Here is a 23,033-nt window from a genome sequence, read left to right as displayed (position 1 = left end):
AAAACAAAGAAAGAGACCGCTTTTAGATAAGAAGCTCTTTTTTGCTTTTCCCTACGCCGGTGTAAGCCGGATCAGGTTCAAAGGGACTCTCTCAATTCTTTTCAGAATACCCCTAAAGCGAAATTAAAGATACAAATTAGGAACGGGATCGCTTTACATACAGCCGGTTTTATGCTGAAACAGATTTTAAAGTGGACAGCATGTAATAGGTAACCTTATTTTTAGTATTATTTCCTTTTTTTGGGTTGCTTGCGTTAACGGTAGACGCTCGAATCGTACTGAGAAGCTCCCAGGCAAATCCAGGCTGAAACCACACTGCAACCACAGTGCAACCACACTGTAACCACACTTTACCACATTTTTTGTGGTTGAAGGTGGTTGGACAAGGAAAGTATGCAGGTACCATCTACAAGGATTCAGGTGTTTAGTAGTATTAAACCAGATACCAAGAAGGGCGTTGTATAGAACGTAGATTATTTGGTGTTTAGAAAAGGGACAGGGAAATCCTTTTGCAAATGTGCTGTGTGGGAACTCATTAGTTGGCTGCTGGTTGCATTTTTTGAAATAAGGAAAGCCTTATCAGGGCTTGTTTGATGCGACGGGATCAAGATCTAACCAAAGCAACGCAAATCTAAAAATTACCCTAACCTCTGTTGGGGACAGTCAATCTGTGCACAAAAAAAACACTTCGACTTCAAGTTAATCTAACCGGAAAAGTCTCGAAGCATTTGCGGATGCCTGTGCTTTAGCGCATCCCGAAGTTTTTCAATATGCGCTTTGTGTAGTGCTAAGTCGCTTATTTGCGCCTCAAAAGTTTTGGTGTTACTCAGCTTTGGAAAGCTCAGTTTGTTTTTGGCAATCGAACTTGAAACCAAAATGTTGAAGTAGTTGTAGCTTAAAATAAGCTTTTGGAAACCATTCGTTTCACCAATTTTAAAACCCAGTTTTTTTGCCGTACGTTCGTTAATGATATAGCTGGTACCCTGCACCCGTAGTTGCGGCTGATCTTTATAAGCTTCTATCAGGGCCAGCAGTCCGTTTAAATATTCATACATAATATAGGCGGTGCGTTCGCGTCCGTTCAGGTTTCTGTCGATTGCAAAGTAATAGTCAAACAGGGTGCCTCCGTGGATTTTAATAAGGCCGTCCTTGGGTTTTTCGGTGATAAAAAGGGGAGCGTAGTAGCTCATTTTTCCACTTTTTTTGAGGGAAGGCATATCAAAAAACGGAGCAACCAGAGACAGGATGATTGCAAAGCCCAGGATCGCGATAAAGTAGAACCCGGTATAGATCGAAAGTACAACCAAAACCAATAGGACAGCAAAAGCAAGCAAAGCCAAAGCAAGCAGGAATTTGTTTTGCGCTTTAGGCGTTTTGGTATAGAATTTATGATTTCTAAGGAAGGGTTCGGCCCTGGGTTTAGAATTCAAAAGGACTGGTTTTTGAAATTAAAGGCCATCAAAAATAAAAGGTAGGACTTTAAAGTTGGTTTGTTTTGGAGGAAAAATAGCGTTTCTGTTGAGATAGCACTTTTTGAAATTGGTCCCGAAGTCTTTACAGATGCTATTCTTTTTCTGTTCTCAAAGTTTAACCTCTAGTTCTTTAACGCCCTCTTCGGGTGGTCCAAATCGTAATTTGGCAACTGCTCCTTTCATAAAGTTTGATTTTTCTAAAATCGGTTTGACAGCTTTAAAAAGGATTTCTGCATTTGCACCGTACATATAAAAACAATTATCATTATTATGCATAGCTAGTTCGTGCCCGTCAAATTCTCCAACGCCTTCTTTATTAATGTGCTTTTCAAGTGTATCTTCTAATTGATAAAGTGGCTCAAGTGAATCCATTTCATAACGAAAATGTACAATTACGGCGTGTTCCGGTTCCTGTGGTTTGGAGTAGGTTTTATTTTTTCCAAAGAGTTTATTAAATAGTCCCACGTTGTATGAGTTTGTTTATTGCTAAAAATTTCTGGAGATTGTGTTTTGGTAACTATAAAGATCGGTTTTTTAAATCTTTTACTGAATACCGTAAATACATTAAAAAGGAGCTTAATATATTTTTTTAATGACTGGAATTTTTTGTCAGGCTCTGTTTGACTTGTTCAACAAAACGAGCTTTAATCTTAATAAGGATGACTCCGTGTTTTGCTTTTTCCCCAAGTACTTCGATATCCTTATCTTTCTTAAGAATGCTTACCGCTTTGATCCAATCTGGATCGATGGAAGAAGTAAAGTTTTCAGAATTGTCCAATTCTATTCGATCTTCATCAAGCTCAACAACATATAGGGGCTTATGGTCTAAAGGCGTGGCACTGCAAATTATCCTAACGCGCTTATCACTTTGCTCAATGGAATCTACCACTTGTGCCTTGGCTGAAATACAAAGCAGGAGGAGCGTGGTAAGTTGAAGTAATTTGATCACGTAAGATTTTTTAAGGAAAATTATTATTGATTTGGATATTGCAGGTCTGTCTTCATAATGCCTTTTTCACCGTGTACATTAGACCAAAAAAATCGATGTAAGAATTTATTTGAACTATTAAACACCCAAATATCACGCTGCATATTTTCTTTTTTTAATTCTAAAAGTATTTGCTTAATCTCATTATCCGTATCTAAATCAGTTGACTTTTCTTTTATATAAACGTGAAGATAACCTCTCATGCATTCATCATTGAATATGGTGTCAATTCGTTTTTTATTTTGATTTAGGGCTGCTATAATTTTGTATTCGCTGTCGGATAGTTTTTCGTTGTTACATTCTAAAGCATCACAGCTCGAAAGTATTACCAAACTTAAAAATGTAAGAATTTTGATTAATTTCAAAAATTTATGTATTTCCATTATTATATTCTTGCTACTATAAATATTGTGTAGTATGAATAATAGGCTGAAAATTAAATATTAACTTTTAAGAACTGAACTAGGGATTTTCATTGGACCCATTGTAACGGTGTTGCTTTTTAATATTTACGATATAAACAAATTTCTTTCAAGGATTCAATTTGTTTTCCGTGTAATTTATTCAATTCGTTTTTATCTATTTTAACTCTAACTTTTCCGTATTTGTCGTATGGGTGAGCTTCTGTTTTTTGATTTCTCTTTGAATTTATTTCAATCCAGTATCTATTTGTTTTTGGAAGCTCTTCATTAATAACTTTTGCATCTAAATTTACTCCGAACTCATTTGCAGGCTTGTTTAGGTTTAAGCGTTCACATATTTTGTCAAAGCATAGGTTATTAAAGGTGTTTAGGTTTAAAATTGCTATTGAAGGCTCACTATCTCTAAACTTTTCATAAGCGAGAAGAGATTCATTTAAAACATCGTAAACTTTGTCATTATCCCAAATAGTTCTATTGAAAAATGTTTCAGGACTTGGTATGCTATAAACATTTTTTAAAGTCTGAATTATATAATCTTCAAAGACGCCACCTTTAATTCTTTTTACATAGCTGTTATAATCATTATTTACATCTAACCCTAGAAATATACTCAAGTTACGAAGGGAAAGGTATAAGCCTTGTAGAGCGAGTAAATCCTTTTTATCTTTTAATAATCTTATAGTAAACAGCTTTTTGAATGTATTGTCAGTTGAAGAAATAAACTTATAGTCATTAATTTTTCTTTCTATAAAATAATTACCGCCATTTTCGACTAATAATAGCTCGAACAGTTCATTTTTTTTGTTGTGATATAACCAGTCAATCATATAGTACCTAACAAGCCAATTTCTATTTCCTTTAGAAATATATTTTTCAAATATTTTTTCGTTGAAATCAATATTTGGAAACCATTTAAAGATCAAAGCTGTAAGATGATGAAATAATATATCCTCATCTGTCAATACTGAATTTAGGAACGATAGAACATCTACAGAGTTTTTATAATGCTTTTGCAAGTAGAATAAAATTCCCTCAAATTGAGTTAGAAGTAATTCATAATTTGAGATTATGATGTCTTTCACGTCCTTGTCTTTATTCAATTTAAAAAGCGAAAAACCTATTATTGTTTTATCTAAATATTCTTCCTTTCTTTTATCATTATCAATCTCAAAGCAATCAAGGAATCGCTTTTTTAATTGACGATGAGTTTTAGATTTTAGTTTTTTAGATGGCTTGCCATCAGTTTCTTTGAAGTACTCTTTGTTTATTGAGGAAAATTTATTGTTTTGAACTTTTAGCTCTTTTTTAATATCAACTATTTCTTTCGTATATATTTTACCTCCTTGAGGAATTAGTCCTAAGTCTCTGGAAATTAGGTCTAAAGCGGCTATGGCTTTTCTTGATACTTTTTTGTCTTTGCTGAAAATTCTTATATCATCAACATATCTTAAATATTTAATTTCTAGCTTACCTTTAGTTGTGATTTCGTCATCAAGATAAATTAAATATAAATCAGCTAAGAACGCTGAAGCAAGTGGTCCTTGTGGTATGCCGTGTTTTGAAATAAAAGTTTTATGATTGAAGTCTCCTGTCCAAGTTTCTAAAAAACTATCTAATAAATCCAAGACAGCATCTTCAATATCATAATTCTTTCTTAGGATTTGAAATAATATATTATGATCAATGGTATCAAAAAAGGAAGCGATATCAAACTCAGACAAATATTTATATCCTTGTTCAAAATATTTTATAGAACGCTCACTAAATTTTTTCCAGCTTTTTTTCCAGGGTTGAAAGAAAAATATTTTGTCTACCTCATTAGTACTTGACGGATTTACAATATTTCCAAAAATTGTGTTTTCATATAAAGGCGCAATTTTGTCATATGCAGAATCTGCGATTATATTTACTATCGCTTGATATACTAATAAATCTGTGAACTTAAGCATTGAGAGAGGACGAACTAATTCATTCTTTTTTGGAATAAAAATTTTGTGAGCTCTTTCAGGCTTATATGTTTTCGTTTTTAATTGCTCAATTAAAGTTTGAAGGTTTGAATTCAGAAAAGTTTCAAAAATTTTTAAATCTGAATAATAGATACTCTTGTATAAGTTTCTTTGAGCTGTTTTCAATCTGTAAAAAGCTAATTCAAAATTCTCTAGAGTTAAGAGTTTATCGTATTGATTCATCTAGTTCTTTGTAGTTTAGGTCGGTCATAATGCGCCACAACTTATTATATTCAACTCAAATATAGCTGTTTGTAAAAGCGATTGGCGGGATGTCTATACTTTTTTCAGCTGGTTTAGCACTCTAATTAATACTCCAACTGCACCTTATACGAGTTTTTAAAAACCTTAAAATCTTCCTTGTCGATCCCGTTTTATTTAAAATCAAATTCTTCCTGAAGACCGTTTTTGGCAGTTTCCGCATTTTCAACAAGCATTTTTGCAAGTGAAATGATGCGATCTAGCCGATTCTGTATGATTTTTATTTTTTCCTTTGGCTCATTAGAATCGGGTTTATAAAAATAATCCATCCCTTTTTCGTAATCGATTGTAACGTAGTTTTCGTATTTCGTATTAAAGCCCTCAATTTCATCCAGAAACATTTGATGAGACGTATTGAAATTGGCCAATCCTTTAAATAACTCCGCATTTATATTTGCTAACTTATCGCTGTTCGATAACGAATTGATGATCTCGAGATGCCAATAATCACCGTAAAGAAACTTGTTAGCGGGTATCTTTTTTATAGAAATAAGGCTGTCTAAATCCTTTTTATAATTCTGAAATAAATTAATAAAGCCTCTTTCATTTTCTTCCCGGCCCGATACATAAAAGGCATTCAAATCTTCATAGATGGCACGATAAACTTGAACCTCTTCCTCTTTCTTATCCTGGGTTTCTTTTCGGGCATTTAACCAAAACGCTAAGAAGACCCCAATAAACACCACAAAAAAGTCGAAAAAGTATTTTGTGGTTTTTGGAATCAATAACCTGATTTTTTTTAAAAATTTCTTCATTTGGTTTTTAAGATTAAATGATAGCCACTACAGTGCCGGTGCAACCGGTTGAATCACTTGAATTTAGCCTGGTGTAAATATAGACTTACACCTCACAAATCCTTTACTGAATCCCGTAAAAACATTAAAAAGGGGGCAATTGCCCCCTTTTTCACTAATACTTCAACTGCACCTTATGCGAATTTTTAAGAATCTCGAGATCTTCGTTGTTGATCTCGTGTTTGGCTGAGGATTCTTTTCGGTGTTTTTTCTTGAGTTCCTGGCGGTTCAGGCTTTTTAAAAAGCGGCGCATCTGCTTTTCGTTTTGCAAAATAAGACCGGGTACGGGCACCGAGTCGCCGTTTTTATCTTTGGCCACCATCGTAAAATAGCTGGAGTTGCAGTGTTTGATGGTGCCGCTGTGAATGTCTTCGGCCTCTACCCGTATGCCTACCACCATCGAGGTGCGGCCCACAAAATTAACCGAGGCTTTCATCACCACGAGTTCGCCCACCTCAATGGGCCTTAAAAAATCTACGGTATCTACACTGGCGGTCACGCAATAATTGCCGCTGTGTTTAGACGCGCAGGCAAAGGCGATCTGGTCCATCAGCGAGAGAATGTAGCCGCCGTGTATTTTTCCACTAAAATTGGTGTGTGAAGGCAGCATCAGTTCGCTGATGGTTACCCGTGATTGTTCAATGGTTTTAAAGTTTTCCAAAGTATCTAAGATTTACTCGCGGTTAAAATGCGGGGATTGTTCTTTACTGATGTCGGTGATAAAATATTTGGTGTCGCCCCAAAAGAAAAAGGTAGCGTAGCGCTCCTCATAGGTGAGTTTTACATAACTGCCCTGATATTCCTTGAGCTTATCAATCACGTCCTGCTTGCTGCCCATCACCGAAAAGTCAAAGATCTGTGCGCCGCTAATACCCTGACTGATCTGACCTTCCCAGGTTTTTACCAGCACGCCCTTTTTACTGAATTTAATGAGTTCGCCGGCTCGTGTACCCTCACTGTAGGGGACAAAATAGACGAAAGCATAGAAGAGCACCGCAAAGGCGATGATTCCGGTTAAGACAAGGGCTAAGAGTTTTTTCATGGGTTTTCGGTTTAAGCGAAATCTAATTCGTAGTCTAGTTAAGGTGTGATTATTTTTCTAAGATTCGTTTTGTCAAATCCATTCGTCCGTGTAAAATCCGGGTAATCTCAATGGGTTTGTTGATTCGGTTCCGATAAAAGATAATGTGCCGGCCGGTTTTTAGTCCGAACAATTCATGGATTATTCCTTTATAATTTTTGCCTAATTTAGGATTATTGGCAATTTCCTGACAGCTTTGAATGAGCAAATTATAATATTGATCGGCCTGTTTTTCAGACCATTTTTCAACCGTGTATTCCCAAATTTCAGTCAAATCCTGAACGGCCTTATTGGTCAATTCATAACTAGCCATTTACTTTAGGTCTGGCTTTAAGTGCCTGCAGGTGTTTTTCAGGATCAAAATCTGAAGCAATACCGCTATCTATGCCTTCCTGAATCGCTTTTCGTAAAGCCAGGGTTTTAGTTTCCTCATCTTCCAAAAGCCGAAGTCCGGCCCTGATCACTTCACTAACGTTTTTATACCGCCCTGCCGAAATCTGATTGTTTACAAACTCGTCAAAATAGGTTCCTAATGAAACCGATGTGTTTTTACTCATGACTTTGAAATTTGCCTAAAAATACCAAAAATTGGTATAATTCGGAATAACTTTTTAGTTTTCTAATGTATCATCATCAGCGCTGTTAAGCAACTTTTGATCGAGCTGTTTCCCGGTTTTAGCACCCAGTTTGCGTAGTTTTTCAACCCGGCTAACGAGGTTGCCTTTGCCGGTGAGTTTGGTCATCGTGCGCTCCCATGTGTTTTGTACCGTTCCCAGCTGGCTGCCTATTTTCGCGAGTTCTTCGGTAAGCAGGGTAAACGAGTCGTACAATCTGCCGGCATGGGTGGCGATCTCTATGGCGTTGCGTTTTTGCCGGTCGTTTTGCCAGAGGTTTTCGACCAACTTAAGCGCGGCTAGCAGGGTAGAAGGGGTAACGATGATTACATTCTTAGTAAAAGCCTCCTCGTACAATCGCGGTTCGTGTGCCGAAGCCAGTGCAAATGCAGGCTCGATGGGTACAAACAGAAAAACCGTATCGGGGCTTTGGGCAACCAACTGCTCGTATTTTTTGGAAGCCAAAGTGTTGATGTGATTTTTAACCGACTGGATATGTTGTTTTAAATACGTAGCTCGAAGCGCCTCGTCGGTTTCTGAAACGTAACGTTCAAAAGCCACCAGCGAGACCTTGCTGTCTACGATCATCTTTTTGCCGTCGGGCAAATGAATGAGCACATCGGTGACGAGGCGTTTGCCGTTTTCATCGGTATGCGCGTCCTGCAAGGAGTACTCGCGGCCGTTCTCGAGACCCGATTTTTCCAGAATACGGGTCAGGATGAGTTCGCCCCAATTCCCCTGCATCTTGGCATCGCCTTTCAGCGCTTTAGTAAGGTTGTCTGCATCCTTACTCATTTGCAGGTTTAAAGCCGCCAGACCTTTAATTTGCTCGCGCAGTTCGCTATGGCGCCCCAGACTTTCCTTGTTGGTTTCTTCGACTTTTTTCTCAAAACTGTTGATCTTTTCCTGCAGGGGTTTTAAGATGGTATCCAGGTTTTCTTTGTTTTGCAGGGTAAACTTGCTCGATTTTTCGTCCAGCAATTTGTTGGCAACCAGTTCAAAGTCTTTGGTAAACTTTTCCTGAAGCTGCTCCAGCTCGCCGGTTTTTTCGCGGATACGCTCTTCCAAATGTTCAAATGCGGTATTGCGGGCGGTGAGTTCGTTTTGATAAAACTCCTTGTCTTCCTGCAATTGCTCGATTTTTTGCTGCAACACAGCTTCCTGTTTTAGCAATTGCCCGCGCTGCATTTCGGCATTGCTCAGGCGTTCAGAAACCTGTGCGTAACGTGCATTTTTACGCAGGGAAGTAATCAGATAGGCGATCACGGCACCTGTTAAAAGGCCGGCAAGCAGAGCAATTATGAGCAACAGCGTTTGATCCATTTGGGGGAGAATTTTCTCAAAGATAGCTAACGCCGGGGTCTTAACGAATTAAAAAGCGGCGGGAGGTTTTGTCAAAATACACATTGGTCCCGGGGAAGAGGTTTTCAAAAATCCCCTGTTCAATCAGGGCTTCGGGCGTGTTTTGAATAGCGGTGTTGTTGTGCAGTACGATGAGTTCATCGCAAAGCGAAAGCACCAATTCAATATCGTGTGTGGTACACAAAATGGTTTTTTGCTGCTGCCGCGCGATCTTTTTAAGCAGGGAGAAGATCGAAGCTTTATGGTGTAAATCGAGATGGGTGGTGGGCTCGTCGAGCAGAATGACTTCGGTGTTTTGTGCCAAAGCCCGTGCGATCAGCGCACGCTGCAACTGCCCGTCACTCAGGGCATAGCAGGCTTTGTGTTTGAGGTTTTCGAGCTCGGTCGCTGCAAGGGCAGCCTGTATTTCGGCTTTATCGTCATCGGTGAGTTTGCCCAGCCAGTTGGTATAGGGCTGGCGTCCCAAAGAAACGAGTTCGAGTACGGTAAGGTTTTTTGAAATCACCTGACTCGTAAGCACCACGCTGATTTTTAGGGATTTGGTTGCGGCATCCAGTTGATTCAGGGGTTTTCCTTCCAGAAAGATTTCCCCTTCAAGCGGTTCCTGCAGGCCTGCGAGGGTACGCAACAGGGTAGATTTACCCGAACCGTTGATGCCCACCATAGTCACAAAGCTTCCGGCCTTTAACTCGAGGTTGATGGTATTCACCACAGTTTCCTTTTCGGCTTTGCCGTAACCTACTGCGAGATTTTTGGTAGTTAAAACGCTATGTTTTGGAGTAGAGGACATCGCTTAAAACAGGAGTTTTTTCTTTCGTATTAATAACCAAATCACAATGGGCGCGCCTATGAGCGAAGTGATCGCGTTGATAGGCAGGGTGATGGGTAAGCCGGGTAATTGGGCCAGAATATCGCAGAGCAGCATCAGGACCGCACCGCCCAAAATACAGGCGGGGATAAGCGTCCAATGGTTAGAGGCTGTAAACCATTGCCTGATAAGATGTGGTACAGCAAGGCCTACAAAGGCGATGGGCCCTACAAATGCGGTAAGGCTTCCGGCCAGAATACTGGTTGAAATCAGAATTACAAAACGGCTGCGCTGCAGCGAGACCCCCAGCGTTTGCGCGTAGTAATCGCCCAATAGCAGGCTGTTGAGGTTTTTGGTAATGCTAAAGGCTAAACCGATTCCAATACAATAGCAAAGCGAAAGAATTCCCAGCGCGGCCCACGAAATATCGCCCAGGCTACCGAAAGACCAGAACATATAGCGCTGCAGTTCTTCCGCCGGACTGAAGTAGGCGAGAATACTCACCACCGCCGAAGTAAGGCTGCCAAACATTAAGCCGATGATCAATAGGGCCATCGCATCCCGCACCCGTGAAGCAACGGCAATCACCACGCTAAGCACTGCAAAACTACCCAAACTGGCGGCGATGATGGTGCCCCAGCCGTGTACCTGAAGTATTGCGGTAAGGCCCAGAGCGCTTCCGCCCAAAATAAAAAAAGCCACGCCCAGACTGGCGCCACTGCTTATTCCCAGAACAAAAGGTCCCGCCAGCGGGTTCTTAAAAAGCGTTTGCATCATAAGCCCCGCGACAGCTAGTCCGCTACCGGTCATCACAGCCGCCAGGGCTTTGGGAATGCGGTAATCGAGTATAATATACGTCCATGCTTCCCGAATGCTGTCGTCGCCTGCAATCACTTTGAAAATTGCAGAAAGCGGGATGTACACCGATCCCAATGCGATGTTGAGCAGCAACAGGAGCAGTACGCCTACGCCCAGCAGTGTAAATTTGGTGCTATGACCTGATCTAGTCTTCAAGGCGGGAGTAAAAATGAAATTGATGATCGGTTAGGAGTTGCGGGTGTAAAATCGCTACAAGATCTTCAAGCACCCAATCGGGTCGTGACGAGGCGAGTTCGTAATACAACATCCCGCCGGTTTCGCCTTTTGCGGCAGCAAAACTGTAGATTTTTTGTTCGTTGAAGGCTTTAAAGCGGGTGTAGGCTTCGTTGGCGTCTGCCAGATCGCTAAAGCGTTCAAAGGCATTGGGTGCGATCCAGAAATCGGCATCCTGAGCGGTGTTGAGCACCTCTTCGATACTCAGGGCGGCGCTGCCGGTTCCTTCGGTGTCTTTGTACAGGTAATCTCCGTGTGCGTCTGCAACTAAAGTTGCGGCCCAGCTGTCGCCTTTAGGCAAATACCAAACGTCTTTAAACATCGCACCGCTGATTACCGTGGGTTCTTGCGGAGCGGTCGCAGCTTTTTGTTTGAGATCGAGATAGCGTTTTTCAATACCTGTGAAGATAGAATCGGCCATATCCTGTTTGTCATAAAGCGCCGCAAAGAATTTGATCCATTCGGCCTGGCCTAAGGGCGTGGTTTCGGTCCAGTCGCCGTTATACAAAACCGGAATCCCGGCCCGTTGCAGGGAATTGATGGTTTTGTTTTCACCTTCCACACCAAAGGTTATGACCGCATCCGGGTTGAGGTTGATGGCGCTTTCGGTGTTGATCGATTCGTTTTGACCCAATTCCTGTACTTCGCCGTTTTTGATGCGGGCGCGGGTTTTAGGAGACGAAATGTAATCGAGATTCGGGAAACCTTTCAGGCTGGCTTCCACACGCAACAATTCCAAAGCGGGAATGTGCGTGGTAGAGGTGACCACAATGCTTTGTATGGGAATGTTTATCACGGCATTGACCTTTACGCTGTCCGGAAGTTTTTGACCTTGTTTGAGTAAAGCATAACGAAAGGTTTTATCGCTTCCGGGCCAGGCCTGAGTGACCGTGAGCAGCGTATACGCTTCATAATCCAGAATGTTGAAGCCTTTAGCATACTTCATCTTTTGCTCCTGTGATGCTTTCGCGGAAGCGGGATCGTTTGCTTTTTCATTTTTGCAGCCGCTAAAAACGAGCAGGAACAGGACTAAAAGGGAGGCTAAGTTTTTTGCTTTCAAAATAATACGGGATTTGGAATTTTTAAACACCGCCTCAAAAGTAAGATTAATTAAAAAAAGGCGTGCAGGCTTATGGATTTGATTAACTTCGTGCCCGAATTTTGGTGGCAATTTTCAGTCTGAAAAATGCCTTAAAAGGGAATCAGGTGACCAAAATTCAGAATTCAGAATTCTGAATTCTGAATTGACGAAGTCCTGAGCTGTTCCCGCAACTGTAAGCTTATTCCGCATTAGCGGAAGGTAAAGATTGCTCTTTAATACCACTGCCCACACCGGGCGGGAAGGTTGATCTTTATACGCGAGCCAGGAGACCTGCCTTTATTCACTTTTGTCAAACCTTCGGGATAAAGGTTTGTATGAAGGTGACTTCATACCTTTTCTCGTACAATTTTATTTTAAATGATTACCAAAAAGTATGTTTTGGGCGGCGCATTATTGGCGTCCCTGTCGGTTTTTGCTCAACAGGAGGAACCACAAAAACTGGAAGAGGTCGTGGTGACCGACTCCAAATTTGAATTGAAACGCGAAAACAGCGGTAAAGTAGTGACCCGCATCACCCGCGACGAACTCGAAAAACAGGAAGGGAAATCGGTTGCCGAGATCCTGAGTACCGTAAGCGGCATCAGCATTAACGGCGCACAGAGCAATGCGGGGCAAAACATCAGTATTTTTGCACGCGGGGGTAACAACCGGCAGGTGCTCGTACTTATTGACGGGGTGCAGCTTAATGATCCTTCAAACATAGCTTCCGATTACGATTTGCGTTTACTTGATGTGAATAGCATTGAGCGTATAGAGATTATCAAAGGCGCGGCCAGTACCCTTTACGGAAGCGGTGCGGCTACAGCGGTGATCAACATCATTACGCGCAAGGCTTCCAAAGACAAAATCGCTTTTGAAGCCACTTCTGTTGCCGGGACCAATGAGTCGCAAAATGACCGGGATTTTAGCTTTAATGATTTCCAAAACCGGGTTTCGGTAAACGGTACGCTCGATAAATTTACCTATCTGGTAGGTTTTGCACAGCAGTATACAGACGGACTTTCGGCTGTGATTGACGCAGACAGCAACGAGAAAGACCCGTTTTCGCGCTACAGCACGCAAGTGAAGTTTGGGTATGACTTTGGTGAACGTTTCAGTCTTACCGCTTATGGAAACTACGATAAGATGGATGTGGATTACGACAATTCCTTCCCTCTGGAAGATGCAGCTTACCGCTCGTTCAGCAAGCAGTATCGCGGCGGGGTCAATTCCGAGTTTAACTACAACAAGGGAAGCATTACCTTAAATGCTGCCTATAACAGCATTGAGCGCGAGTTTCAATCGGCTTTTCCCAATGCGTATGATTCAGACAGCTATATTTTGGATGTCTTTAACCGCTATACGTTTAATGAGAAATTTTATACGGTTTTGGGACTGAATCACATCAACAGCCGCACCTATTTTGGGGAGCAGGAAACCTCTCAAATCACCGATCCCTATGCTAATGTGGTGTATGTGTCTGATTTTGGACTGAATGTAAACGCCGGTGCACGCCTCAATAATCACAGCGAGTACGGAAGCCACCTGACCTATAGTCTGAATCCTTCATTCACTTTTGATCAGCAGGAAGGCTATTTGAAGTTTTTTGGAAGCTATGCAACTTCATTTATCGCGCCTTCGCTTTCGCAATTGTATGGAAATTTTGGCGCCAACCCCGATTTGCAGCCTGAAGAAGACCGAACTCTGGAAGGCGGGATAGAGTGGAAGGCAGGTACTTTTCGCGTTAGCGGAACCTACTTCAACCGTCTGGAAGAAAACTTTATAGATTATGTGACCATCGATCCGGTAACTTTTGAAGGGGAATACCAGAATGTGACTGAAGATTTTACGGTACAGGGTGCTGAATTTGAACTGGAAGGGAAACTTTTTAAACTTATTGATTTGCGTGCCAATTATACGTTTACCGAGCCTAAAGACCGCCAATTGCTGCGTTTACCAAAGCATACGGCTTTTGGTCAGCTGGGTCTCAATCTGAATAGCGGAACCTTTTTCTCGGCCAGTTATCAATACCGGGGCGAGCGAAGTGACAGTGATTTTACTACCGGAGAGCAGGTAAGTCTTGATGCTTATGGGTTGTTTGACCTGTATTTGAGCCAAAAGATTCTGAAGAATCAGGTCAATCTTTTTGTAGGCCTCAACAATGTATTCAATACCGATTATGTAGAGTTGGTGGGCTATACCACACGTGGAAGAAATATTCGATTTGGATTGAATCTTTCGCTCTAGCTTAAGCAAAGCACATAAAAAAACCCGGCTTTTGAATCTTCAAAAGCCGGGTTTTTAGTTTATCACAACATCTTACTTTTTGATAAGAGGTAAATTATCAATATACATTTTTTGGTAAATAGGTGATTGATCTTTCAAACCTTGTATTTCAAGTAGGTTACTTTTCTGACTAGAACTTTTTCCACTATAAGATCGTCCTATAATTTGATCTAAAGCTATTTTCAATAAAGGTTCTTCCGGATCTCCTAAAATCCCCAGATTGTCAAGCGATTCAGTCGCATTAAAATCAGGTGTCAGTCCGGAGGGAGGTCCAACAACATCATTTGCGTTTGCATAGGTAAATATCAGAGGCTGTACTGCATAGGTATGATTGGGATTCGCATTTTCTCTTCCAAAATTTTGGCTATCATATAGCGTTGCAGAGGCTTCAAATTTACCAACAGTACCATTCCCAATAAGCTGCACATCGATGTAAGGCTCAAGACCTATAGCCGTAAGTTCGCTTGCTGAGGCTGTATAGGATTTCAAACCAATAACATAAAGGCGTGAAAGGTTTAAACTGTTTATAGGTTCTTGTTGGGGTGTACCTGTAAAAATTGTAGCGTTAAATCTGTTTAATAGACTTTCCGGACCCTGAGATTCAAAGAATGCCTGATATTCATCGTTCCAGCGTTGTTTGATGAGGATTTCGCCATTAAACTGACCGGTAATCATAGAACATAAATCGATTGCTGAAGCAACTGAGCCTCCACCATTATATCTGAGGTCAAGTACAAGATCTTGTATTCCATCTGCTTCAAAATCTGCGAAAGCAGCATTTAATTCATCATCAAATTGAGAGACAAATGAGTTATACATTAAATACCCAATTTTAGTACCATTTACATCAAGGGTTTTGCTAACTAAAATAGGGTTTTCAGTAAGCTGTATTTTTGAAATACTTACATCTGAAGTTGCAATTGATAAGGTTTGAGAATTCTCAAATCCTGGAGAAATACCTAATGTATAATTATCTAAGTTTAACAGGTCGATTGCCTGAGAGCTAAGAGAACTACCTGCAATAGTAAGTCTATTACCGTTTATGGTTATAAGAGCCTGACCTCTAGATAAGCCCGCGTTTGCACCCGGAGAGTTAGGAACTACATAGCGAATTATCCCTGCAGCGTATCGTACACCATCAAGTGTGTAGGCTACAAATGAAAGCTCTAAACCATCAGACTTTGAAATGCCTGAAAAGGCATTTTCCAATGCGACATAATTTTCTGTTGCAAAGCTGAAACGGTCTATGTCTGCTTCAAGTTTTTCGAAAAAATCGAGAGGGTCATCTTCACTTGCTAAAAAATCAACGTATGCTGCTTCAGAATTAAATCTATTATTTGCAAGAACGGGAACTCTTGATTTGTATAAATAAACTTCATTCATCGCCTGGTACATAAAATCCTGAACCGGGAAATCGGCACGAGTAAGTGCCGGGGTTTCTTCTTCGGGGGTTTCTTCTACAACAGGTGGCGTGTCATCATCCTTAGAACAGCCTGTAAATACAAGCAGACCCAGGAGTAGGAGTACTAAATTCTTTTTCATAGTCATCTTTAAGGGGTTATTTATCTTTTGTTTTGCAAGGCTTCCGGCAGGTTGTCAATATACATACGCTGAAAGTCAGGGCTTTGGTTTTCAACCGCTGTGAAATGTTCAAATTTTATACCACTTCTGGTTTTTCCGGAAGGGCTTCTTCCCAGGATCTGATCTAAAGCCAGGCTGAGCAGGGGTTCGTTTTCATCGCCCAGCACACCAAGATTGGTCAAATTTTCCCGAAGTTCAAAATCCGGGATAATTCCGGTAGGTGGACCTACCGTGCCTGCTGAGTTTTCATAGGTGTAAACCAAAGGCTGAATGGCATAAAAATGCCGTGGATTTAAACTCCGGTCATTTCGGCTAAAATCATCAGAGTCATATAAAGTGAGAGAGGCCTCAAATTTACCAACCGTAGTGGTGCCTATTGTTTTAACCTCAATGTAGGGCTTAAGACCGATAATGGTGAGTTCACTCGCCGAGGCGGTGCTGCCGGTAGTTATTACAAAAAGGCGGGTCAGATTGAGGCTATTTATTGCATCTTTGTTTGAAATACTATTGTCAAAACGGTCGAGCAGATTTTCGGGATTCCCAGCTTCAAAAACTGCCTGTACCTCCGGGTTCCAACGTTGTTTGGTAATTACCTGACCGTTAAATTGCCCGGTGATCATCGAAGTGAGGTCAATAGCTGTTTCTACAGAGCCACCACCGTTATAACGCAGGTCAAGCACGAGGTCTTCGATGCCATCTGCCTTAAACTGTGCGAAAGCATTGTTGAGCTGCACGTCAAAATTACGCCGGTAGGCGTTATACATCAAATAGCCTATTTTACGGGTATTGACGGTGAGTGTTTTGGCAATAAAAACCGGGTTTTCGGTATATTCTACCTGAGTGAGGTCAATGCTTACGCCCGTGGGTTGTAAATTGTCATTGGTGTCAAATTCGGCCAGGTCAATACTAAACACATCCAGATTGAGCAATTCGCGGGAACGTGCGCTAAGCGAATAGGTGCCATCAGCATTAGCCGTGGTGGTCAATCGCTCTCCATTAACGCTGTTGAATAACATTCCGCGTTCAACACCGGCTGCAGATGCTGGCGTCTCGGGCAACACATAACGCACCCAGGCAAAGGCAAAATTGGGATCGTTACGGTCTAGCGATAAACCGTACTCAATTCCCGAAGTTTTAGAAATCCCGGCAAAACTGCGCTCAAGTTCACGATAATCGTCTGTTATAAAGCTAAAACGGTCTCCGGGAGTCACTAAACCATTGTAAAAGAAATTTTCCGGAGTGTCAAAGCTGTTTAAAAAGTCATTGCGCTCTTCTCGCGATTCAAAAAAGTCATTGGCGAGTTCCGGTACTTCGGGCTTGTACAGGTAGTAAAGCTGCATCCCGTCGTAAATAAAATTTTTAATTTCGAGAAACGAAACCGGGCCTAGTTCGTCATCCCTATCGGTACTGCAAGAGAGACTAAAAAGCGCAAAAAACAGGATGAGAAGACTTGAGGCTATCTTTTTCATTAACAACGTATTTTTTTTGAACGTTAAATTTAAAGGTTTATTACCTTAAAAAAGGTTTGCTGTAACAAAATTTATACTGAGTCGTCATCCTGATAACTAACCACAAGAAGAAATGAACCAAAAGGAATTTTTAGCTCACGTGACTCCCGTACAGGACCGGCTGTACCGCCTTGCAAAGCGGTTGCTGGTTTCTGAAGACGAGGCGCAGGACGCTACACAAGAGGTTCTTATAAAATTATGGTCGTATCGCAAAAAGTTTAAAAAGCTCAAAAGTGTGGAAGCCTTTGCAGTAACCATAACCAAGAATCATTGTTACGATAAGCTGAAGCTGAAAAGCAGCAGCAATTTGCAACTGGTACACACCAATTATGAAGATGAGCATTATAATACGGTAAAGCATACCGAAAATCAGGACAGCGTAAATTGGGTATTGAAATTGATGAATGACTTACCCGAACAGCAACGACTGGTTTTGCATATGCGTGACATAGAGCAGTACAGTAACAGTGAGATTGCTGAAGAATTAAATTTAAATGAAACAGCGGTGCGTGTGACGCTTTCGAGAGCCCGAAAAACCATACGCGAACAATTGCTAAAAAAACACAACTATGGAATTAGATAAAATTGAAAACCTGCTCCAGCTTTATTTTGAAGGGGAGACTTCTTTGGAGCAGGAAGCCCAGTTGCAGAACTACTTTACTAGTGACAAGGTAGCCGCGCATCTGGAAGAATACAAGCCTTTGTTTGCAGCTTTTGCCGTTGCCCGGGAAGGTAGTTTTAACCGAACCTTAGAACTCCCTGAGGATAAGCCCAAACGCTACTGGATACCCATTGCAGCGAGTATTTTGCTTTGTGTAGGTCTGTTTTTGACCTTCAATAAGCAATCTGCATCAGAGCAGGATCTGGGTACTTATAAAGACCCGGAGGTAGCAGCCTTAAAAACCAAGCAGGCTCTGTTTATGATGGGCAACTTTGTAAACAAAAGTACCGGTAACCTCAATAAGCTTGATGCTTTTGAAGAAACCACCAATCAAATTTTAAAATAATCAAAATCAAAAAACGATGAGAAAATTAGTAATTACAATCCTTTTGGTAAGCGTGAGTCTTACCGGTTTTTCACAAAGCTTCGAGAAGTTTGAAGATATGAAAGATGTAACCGCAATGGTTATGAATCAAAAAATGTTCAAGCTACTCGGCAAGATGGATCTCGACTCTAAAGATCCGGAGATGAAAAATTACATCAATATGGTTAACAGCCTTAAGGAAATTCAGGTATATGCAACAAAGAATCCCTCTGCCGCGGGTATGATGAAGAGTGAGTTTAATGCGTACAGGTCATCGCAAAAGCTAGAGCAGTTGATGCGCGTTAAGGACGACGGTAAAAACGTGAATTTTTACTACAAGCCCGGTAAAAGCGAAGATTTCGTAAGCGAGTTTCTGATGTTTTTAAACGGCACAGGTGATGAAGACACCGTTATCATCAAAATAACCGGAGACATTGACCTTAAAGAAATAGGTAAGATCGCGAGCAGCATCAATTTTGAAGGCAGCGAAGAACTTAAGAACGTAAAAGTAAACTAAGATGAACTTTCTAAAATCAGGCGTACTTGCTCTGGCTATTTTCAGCCTAATAGGCTGTAATAATGAGCAATCGCTACAGGAATACTATATAGACAGCAAGGAGAATGACGCGTTTATCTCGCTCGATGTGCCCACAAGCCTTCTTGCCCCGGCAAGCGAAAAGCTTTCGGCAGATCAACAAAAAGTGGTGAATTCAGTTAAAAAAATCAATCTGCTGGCTTATTCTCTGAAGGATACGGGTTTTTACAATACCGAAACGACTAAGCTTAAAGACATCCTTAAAAACGATAATTATGACGAGTTGATGAAAGTAGGCAATAGCGGGCAACGTATGCGTATTTTTATCAAAGGCGATGAAGATGCTATTGATGAGGTTGTGCTCTTTGCTCAGGACGAAAACAAAGGCTTTCTGGTAGCCCGCGTTCTGGGTGAGGATATGAACGTAGCAGACATGGTCCGTTTTGCCGAAACGATGGATACCAGCAGCGCTACACTCAATACCGGTGGCTTTGAAGGGATTATGGATGTCTTCAAATAAATAGGGAATCCTAAAAATTAAAGAGAGCTTCGGCTCTCTTTTTTTGTTTTAAAAGGCTTCATACCGGTCGCGCGAAAGCTCGGGTTTCAGGTCTTAATGTCGTATTTTTGCACCAAACAATTGGTTATGAATAAAGGCATATATATTGCGACTTTAGAGCCTAACAGTGGTAAGTCTATCGTATCCCTTGGGCTTATGCGAACGCTGCTGGGAAAAACGGCAAAAGTGGGTTATTTCAGGCCCGTGATAGACGATAGTAAAGGGGATACTAAAGACAACCACATCAGCACCGTGCTGTCTTTCTTTGACATACCGCTCGACTATGAGGACGCCTATGCTTTTACAACCAGCCAACTCATTAAAAAACGGAACAAAGGGAAGTCCGGCGAAATTCTGGATACCATTATTACCAAATATAAAAACCTGGAGGATCAGTTTGATTTTGTACTGGTTGAAGGCTCCGATTTTACAGGAGAGGGCAGTGTGTTTGAATTTGATACCAATGTGCTTATTGCTAAAAACCTGGGGCTTCCGGTTATTTTGGTTGGCAGCGGAGTAGGGAAGACCGAAGACGAACTGCTGGGAAGTTTGCAAATTGCCTATACCTCCTTTACCGAACGCGATGTTTCGGTGATGGGTGTGGTGGCCAATAAGGTGCAGCCCGAAAATTTACAGATAGCCAAGAAAGGACTTAGGAATTTCCTCCCTGATCATGTCGAGGTTTTTGCGATTCCCTTTACCGAAAAACTCGCGCATCCTACCATTAAAGAAATCGTACAGGAACTGGACGGGAAAGTGCTTTTCGGTACCGAATTTTTAGACAACCAGACCGGAAACTTTGGCGTGGGTGCGATGCAATTGCGCAACTACCTCACCCACTTAAAGCAGGACAGCCTGGTGATCACGCCCGGTGACCGTGCAGATATTATTCTGGGTGCTTTGCAGGCCAATATTTCGACTAATTACCCACGTATTTCGGGTATAATTTTAACCGGCGGACTGGTTCCGGAAGAACCCATTTTAAAATTGATAGAAGGTTTGTCACAGATTGTACCTATTGTTTCGGTTGACGACGGTACGTTTTCGGTAACTAACCGTGTAGGAAATATCAAGTCTAAAATATACGCCACCAGTAAGTCGAAGATTGAAACTTCGCTAACCGTTTTTGAGAAGGAAGTTTCTTTCGATCAGCTTATTGAGCGCCTCATCAATCTGGAACCCAAAGGCATTACCCCGCGCATGTTTCAATACGGTTTGATGAAGCGTGCCGCAACGGCTAAGAAGCACATCGTGCTGCCCGAAGGTACAGATCCGCGGATTCTAAATGCAGCCGTACAGCTGGTGGAACTCGATATTGTACAGATTAGTCTTTTAGGCGAGCTGGATAAAATTAAAGAAGTAGCGGTACAGCACAGTATTCCGCTGAATCTCGAAAAGGTTCGGGTGATCAATCCCATAACTTCAGAGCATTTTGAAGATTACGTCAACACCTTTTACGAGTTGCGTAAACACAAAAATGTGAATATGGACATCGCCCGCGACTGGATGGCCGATGTTTCCTATTACGGGACGATGATGATCTACAAAGGTCATGCAGACGGGATGGTAAGCGGTGCTGCGCATACCACAGCGCATACCATAAAACCGGCGCTTCAGTTTATCAAGACCAAACCGGGTGTTTCGGTGGTTTCTTCGGTGTTCTTTATGTGTCTGGAAGACCGGGTTTCGGTTTTTGGAGATTGTGCCATTAACCCGAATCCTTCGGCAGGCGAACTGGCAGAAATCGCTATTTCTTCCGCAGAAAGCAGTCTGGCATTTGGTATTGAACCCAAAATCGCGATGCTTTCCTATTCCTCGGGAACCAGCGGAACAGGTGAAGATGTAGACCGGGTGCGGGAAGCCACCGAAATCGTGAAATCTAAACGCCCTGATCTCAAGATTGAAGGTCCTATACAATACGATGCTGCTGTTGATGCAGCCATTGGTAAAAGCAAATTGCCCGACTCAGAGGTTGCGGGGCAGGCCAGTGTTTTGATTTTTCCAGATTTAAATACCGGTAACAATACCTATAAAGCCGTACAGCGGGAGACCGGAGCATTGGCAATAGGCCCCATGTTACAGGGTCTGAACAAGCCTGTTAATGATTTGAGCCGCGGTTGCACGGTAGAAGATATTTTTAATACCGTAATAATCACGGCTATTCAGGCGCAGGGTATTTAATACGCAAAGCGAAAAGTCAACAGATTCATTCAAAAAGTTATTCAGCTTTAAATACGATTCAGACAGATGAACATACTTGTGATCAACAGCGGAAGCTCTTCAATAAAATTTCAACTGATAGAAATGCCAATAGCCCGCGTTTTAGCCTCCGGAATGGTCGAGCGTATCGGTATTGAGGGCGGAAGCATTCAGTACAAATCAGAGCGCGGTACCCTGAAGCTGGAGGAAGATTTTGAAGATCACAATGCCGGTCTTAAAAAAATCGCAACGGTGCTGATGAATCCCCACTCAGGAGTGATTGACAGTGCAGACGAGGTGGAGGCCGTAGGGCATCGCGTGGTACACGGCGGACAGAAGTTTACCGAGACCATTCGCGTAAATGAGGAAGTAAAATCAAATATAAAGCGGCTGTTTTCGCTTGCACCATTGCATAATCCTGCAAATTTAACCGGGATTGAGGTTGCCGAAGAGCTTTTTCCGAATGCTGAGCAGGTGTGTGTGTTTGATACGGCGTTTTTTAGCAGTATCCCGCAAAAAGCCTATCAGTATGCCATACCTCAAAAGTTTTTAGATCAGGATCATATTCGGTTATACGGTTTTCATGGTACCAGTCACAAATACGTGAGTGCCAAAGCCCAGGAATATTTGGAAACCGAAAACTTAAAATTGATCACCATTCACCTGGGAAATGGCTGCAGTATAACAGCGCTTAAAAATGGAAAGCCTATAGATACCTCGCTGGGATTTGGTCCCGCTAACGGACTCATCATGGGCACCCGGGCAGGGGATATTGATCAGAGCGTTGTGTTTTATCTTCAGGAAAAACTGGGTTATACGGTTGAAGAAGTCAATACCTTATTAAACAAAGAAAGCGGAATGCTGGGGCTAACAGGTCACAGCGATCTGCGCGATATTGAAGCAAAAGCGGAAGCCGGCGATCCCGTTTGCAAGCTCGCTTTAGAAATGAATGCATATCGCATACGTAAATACATCGGCGCTTATGCCGCAGCCCTAAACGGAGTGGATGCCATCGTTTTTACAGCCGGGATAGGCGAAAACAGCAGCACTATCAGAGAATTGGTTTGTGAGGATATGGACTTTTTGGGCATCAGGATCGACAGGGATGAAAATCTGCAACGCAAAAAGGGCATTCGTGAAATTCAGTCGCCTGATGCAGCAGTAAAAATTCTGGTCATTCCTACCAACGAGGAGTTAGAAATTGCAAATCAGGTCTATAATCTGGTTGAAGACTAAATTAGTTGATCGACCGTTGTCTTTGCCCACGAATCAAATTGACTAGTAAAAGTGTAAAAATTAGCGCTAAACCTGTTAATACTTCGGCACGAACCAAAATATTAAGTAGTCCGCAAACCAGTA

The 23,033-nt window shown here is 41.8% G+C and carries 23 protein-coding genes and 2 riboswitches; of the genes, 7 read left to right on the top strand and 16 right to left on the bottom strand.

Annotated elements, in window-relative coordinates:
- Positions 1-31 precede the first annotated feature (31 nt).
- Positions 32-124, bottom strand: a riboswitch (TPP riboswitch).
- Positions 125-704: 580 nt separating this feature from the next.
- The 14 genes from ACSSS3_RS00660 to ACSSS3_RS00595 form a co-directional block, all read right to left on the bottom strand.
- A complete protein-coding gene (locus ACSSS3_RS00660) occupies positions 705-1,430 on the bottom strand; it encodes a hypothetical protein (RefSeq protein WP_442846036.1) in 726 nt (241 codons plus the stop codon).
- 150 nt (positions 1,431-1,580) lie between these two features.
- The gene (locus ACSSS3_RS00655) at positions 1,581-1,937 is read right to left on the bottom strand and encodes a hypothetical protein (protein ID WP_442846035.1); all 357 of its coding nucleotides are present in this window, start codon (positions 1,935-1,937) and stop codon (positions 1,581-1,583) included.
- Between the two features lie 124 nt (positions 1,938-2,061).
- Positions 2,062-2,421: a hypothetical protein gene (locus ACSSS3_RS00650; protein ID WP_442846034.1), complete on the bottom strand. Its 360-nt coding sequence runs from the start codon at positions 2,419-2,421 to the stop codon at positions 2,062-2,064.
- Positions 2,422-2,444: 23 nt separating this feature from the next.
- On the bottom strand, positions 2,445-2,843 hold the full coding sequence (locus ACSSS3_RS00645; protein ID WP_442846033.1) for a hypothetical protein: 399 nt from the start codon (positions 2,841-2,843) through the stop codon (positions 2,445-2,447).
- A gap of 119 nt (positions 2,844-2,962) precedes the next feature.
- Positions 2,963-5,071: a reverse transcriptase domain-containing protein gene (locus tag ACSSS3_RS00640; RefSeq protein WP_442846032.1), complete on the bottom strand. Its 2,109-nt coding sequence runs from the start codon at positions 5,069-5,071 to the stop codon at positions 2,963-2,965.
- Positions 5,072-5,262: 191 nt separating this feature from the next.
- Positions 5,263-5,904, bottom strand: a complete 642-nt coding sequence (locus ACSSS3_RS00635; protein ID WP_442846031.1) for a hypothetical protein — start codon at positions 5,902-5,904, stop codon at positions 5,263-5,265.
- 154 nt (positions 5,905-6,058) lie between these two features.
- Positions 6,059-6,553 carry an acyl-CoA thioesterase gene (locus ACSSS3_RS00630; protein ID WP_228230266.1) on the bottom strand — a complete coding sequence of 165 codons (495 nt, stop codon included), beginning with the start codon at positions 6,551-6,553 and terminating at the stop codon, positions 6,059-6,061.
- 63 nt (positions 6,554-6,616) lie between these two features.
- Positions 6,617-6,985, bottom strand: coding sequence for a 6-phosphogluconate dehydrogenase (locus ACSSS3_RS00625; protein WP_099646482.1), 369 nt, complete (start codon positions 6,983-6,985; stop codon positions 6,617-6,619).
- A gap of 49 nt (positions 6,986-7,034) precedes the next feature.
- A complete protein-coding gene (locus ACSSS3_RS00620; RefSeq protein ID WP_442846030.1) occupies positions 7,035-7,337 on the bottom strand; it encodes a type II toxin-antitoxin system RelE/ParE family toxin in 303 nt (100 codons plus the stop codon).
- Positions 7,330-7,581 carry a type II toxin-antitoxin system ParD family antitoxin gene (locus ACSSS3_RS00615; protein ID WP_442846029.1) on the bottom strand — a complete coding sequence of 84 codons (252 nt, stop codon included), beginning with the start codon at positions 7,579-7,581 and terminating at the stop codon, positions 7,330-7,332. Before ACSSS3_RS00615 ends, ACSSS3_RS00620 begins: the two co-directional genes overlap by 8 nt.
- 54 nt (positions 7,582-7,635) lie before the next feature.
- A complete protein-coding gene (rmuC, locus tag ACSSS3_RS00610) occupies positions 7,636-8,961 on the bottom strand; it encodes a DNA recombination protein RmuC (RefSeq protein WP_442846028.1) in 1,326 nt (441 codons plus the stop codon).
- Positions 8,962-9,001: 40 nt separating this feature from the next.
- Complete coding sequence (locus ACSSS3_RS00605) at positions 9,002-9,790, bottom strand: ABC transporter ATP-binding protein (protein WP_442846027.1); 789 nt, start codon at positions 9,788-9,790, stop codon at positions 9,002-9,004.
- Positions 9,791-9,793: 3 nt separating this feature from the next.
- The gene (locus ACSSS3_RS00600; protein WP_442846026.1) at positions 9,794-10,822 is read right to left on the bottom strand and encodes an iron chelate uptake ABC transporter family permease subunit; all 1,029 of its coding nucleotides are present in this window, start codon (positions 10,820-10,822) and stop codon (positions 9,794-9,796) included.
- Positions 10,812-11,960, bottom strand: a complete 1,149-nt coding sequence (locus ACSSS3_RS00595) for an ABC transporter substrate-binding protein (RefSeq protein WP_442846025.1) — start codon at positions 11,958-11,960, stop codon at positions 10,812-10,814. Before ACSSS3_RS00595 ends, ACSSS3_RS00600 begins: the two co-directional genes overlap by 11 nt.
- A gap of 85 nt (positions 11,961-12,045) precedes the next feature.
- A riboswitch (cobalamin riboswitch) is annotated at positions 12,046-12,294 on the top strand.
- A gap of 65 nt (positions 12,295-12,359) precedes the next feature.
- On the opposite strand from ACSSS3_RS00595, the gene ACSSS3_RS00590 reads away from it, so the two are divergent.
- Entirely contained in the window at positions 12,360-14,228 is a 1,869-nt protein-coding gene (locus tag ACSSS3_RS00590) for a TonB-dependent receptor plug domain-containing protein (protein ID WP_442846024.1), read from the top strand.
- Between the two features lie 72 nt (positions 14,229-14,300).
- Here the strand turns inward: ACSSS3_RS00590 and ACSSS3_RS00585 are convergent, their stop codons facing one another.
- Both ACSSS3_RS00585 and ACSSS3_RS00580 read right to left on the bottom strand, forming a co-directional pair.
- Positions 14,301-15,809: a S41 family peptidase gene (locus ACSSS3_RS00585; RefSeq protein WP_442846023.1), complete on the bottom strand. Its 1,509-nt coding sequence runs from the start codon at positions 15,807-15,809 to the stop codon at positions 14,301-14,303.
- 20 nt (positions 15,810-15,829) lie between these two features.
- Positions 15,830-17,317 carry a S41 family peptidase gene (locus ACSSS3_RS00580; RefSeq protein ID WP_442846022.1) on the bottom strand — a complete coding sequence of 496 codons (1,488 nt, stop codon included), beginning with the start codon at positions 17,315-17,317 and terminating at the stop codon, positions 15,830-15,832.
- A 112-nt stretch (positions 17,318-17,429) separates the two neighbouring features.
- Between ACSSS3_RS00580 and ACSSS3_RS00575 the strand changes: the two genes are divergently transcribed.
- The 6 genes from ACSSS3_RS00575 (at position 17,430) to ACSSS3_RS00550 (ending at position 22,910) form a co-directional block, all read left to right on the top strand.
- On the top strand, positions 17,430-17,939 hold the full coding sequence (locus ACSSS3_RS00575; protein WP_442846021.1) for an RNA polymerase sigma factor: 510 nt from the start codon (positions 17,430-17,432) through the stop codon (positions 17,937-17,939).
- Positions 17,926-18,363 (top strand): hypothetical protein, encoded by a 438-nt coding sequence (locus ACSSS3_RS00570; RefSeq protein ID WP_442846020.1) that lies wholly within the window; start codon positions 17,926-17,928, stop codon positions 18,361-18,363. The genes ACSSS3_RS00575 and ACSSS3_RS00570 overlap by 14 nt, the downstream gene beginning before the upstream one ends.
- 16 nt (positions 18,364-18,379) lie before the next feature.
- Positions 18,380-18,898 carry a DUF4252 domain-containing protein gene (locus ACSSS3_RS00565; protein ID WP_228230184.1) on the top strand — a complete coding sequence of 173 codons (519 nt, stop codon included), beginning with the start codon at positions 18,380-18,382 and terminating at the stop codon, positions 18,896-18,898.
- A gap of 1 nt (position 18,899) precedes the next feature.
- Positions 18,900-19,436, top strand: coding sequence for a DUF4252 domain-containing protein (locus ACSSS3_RS00560; protein WP_442846019.1), 537 nt, complete (start codon positions 18,900-18,902; stop codon positions 19,434-19,436).
- 126 nt (positions 19,437-19,562) lie between these two features.
- Positions 19,563-21,656 carry a phosphate acetyltransferase gene (gene pta, locus ACSSS3_RS00555; RefSeq protein ID WP_442846018.1) on the top strand — a complete coding sequence of 698 codons (2,094 nt, stop codon included), beginning with the start codon at positions 19,563-19,565 and terminating at the stop codon, positions 21,654-21,656.
- Positions 21,657-21,722: 66 nt separating this feature from the next.
- Entirely contained in the window at positions 21,723-22,910 is a 1,188-nt protein-coding gene (locus ACSSS3_RS00550) for an acetate/propionate family kinase (protein ID WP_442846017.1), read from the top strand.
- The last annotated feature ends 123 nt before the right edge of the window (positions 22,911-23,033 follow it).

The organism is Leeuwenhoekiella sp. H156 (assembly GCF_052218455.1).
In the GTDB taxonomy this organism is placed as follows: Bacteria; Bacteroidota; Bacteroidia; order Flavobacteriales; family Flavobacteriaceae; genus Leeuwenhoekiella; species Leeuwenhoekiella parthenopeia.
This window is presented reverse-complemented; position numbering and strand designations above follow the sequence as displayed.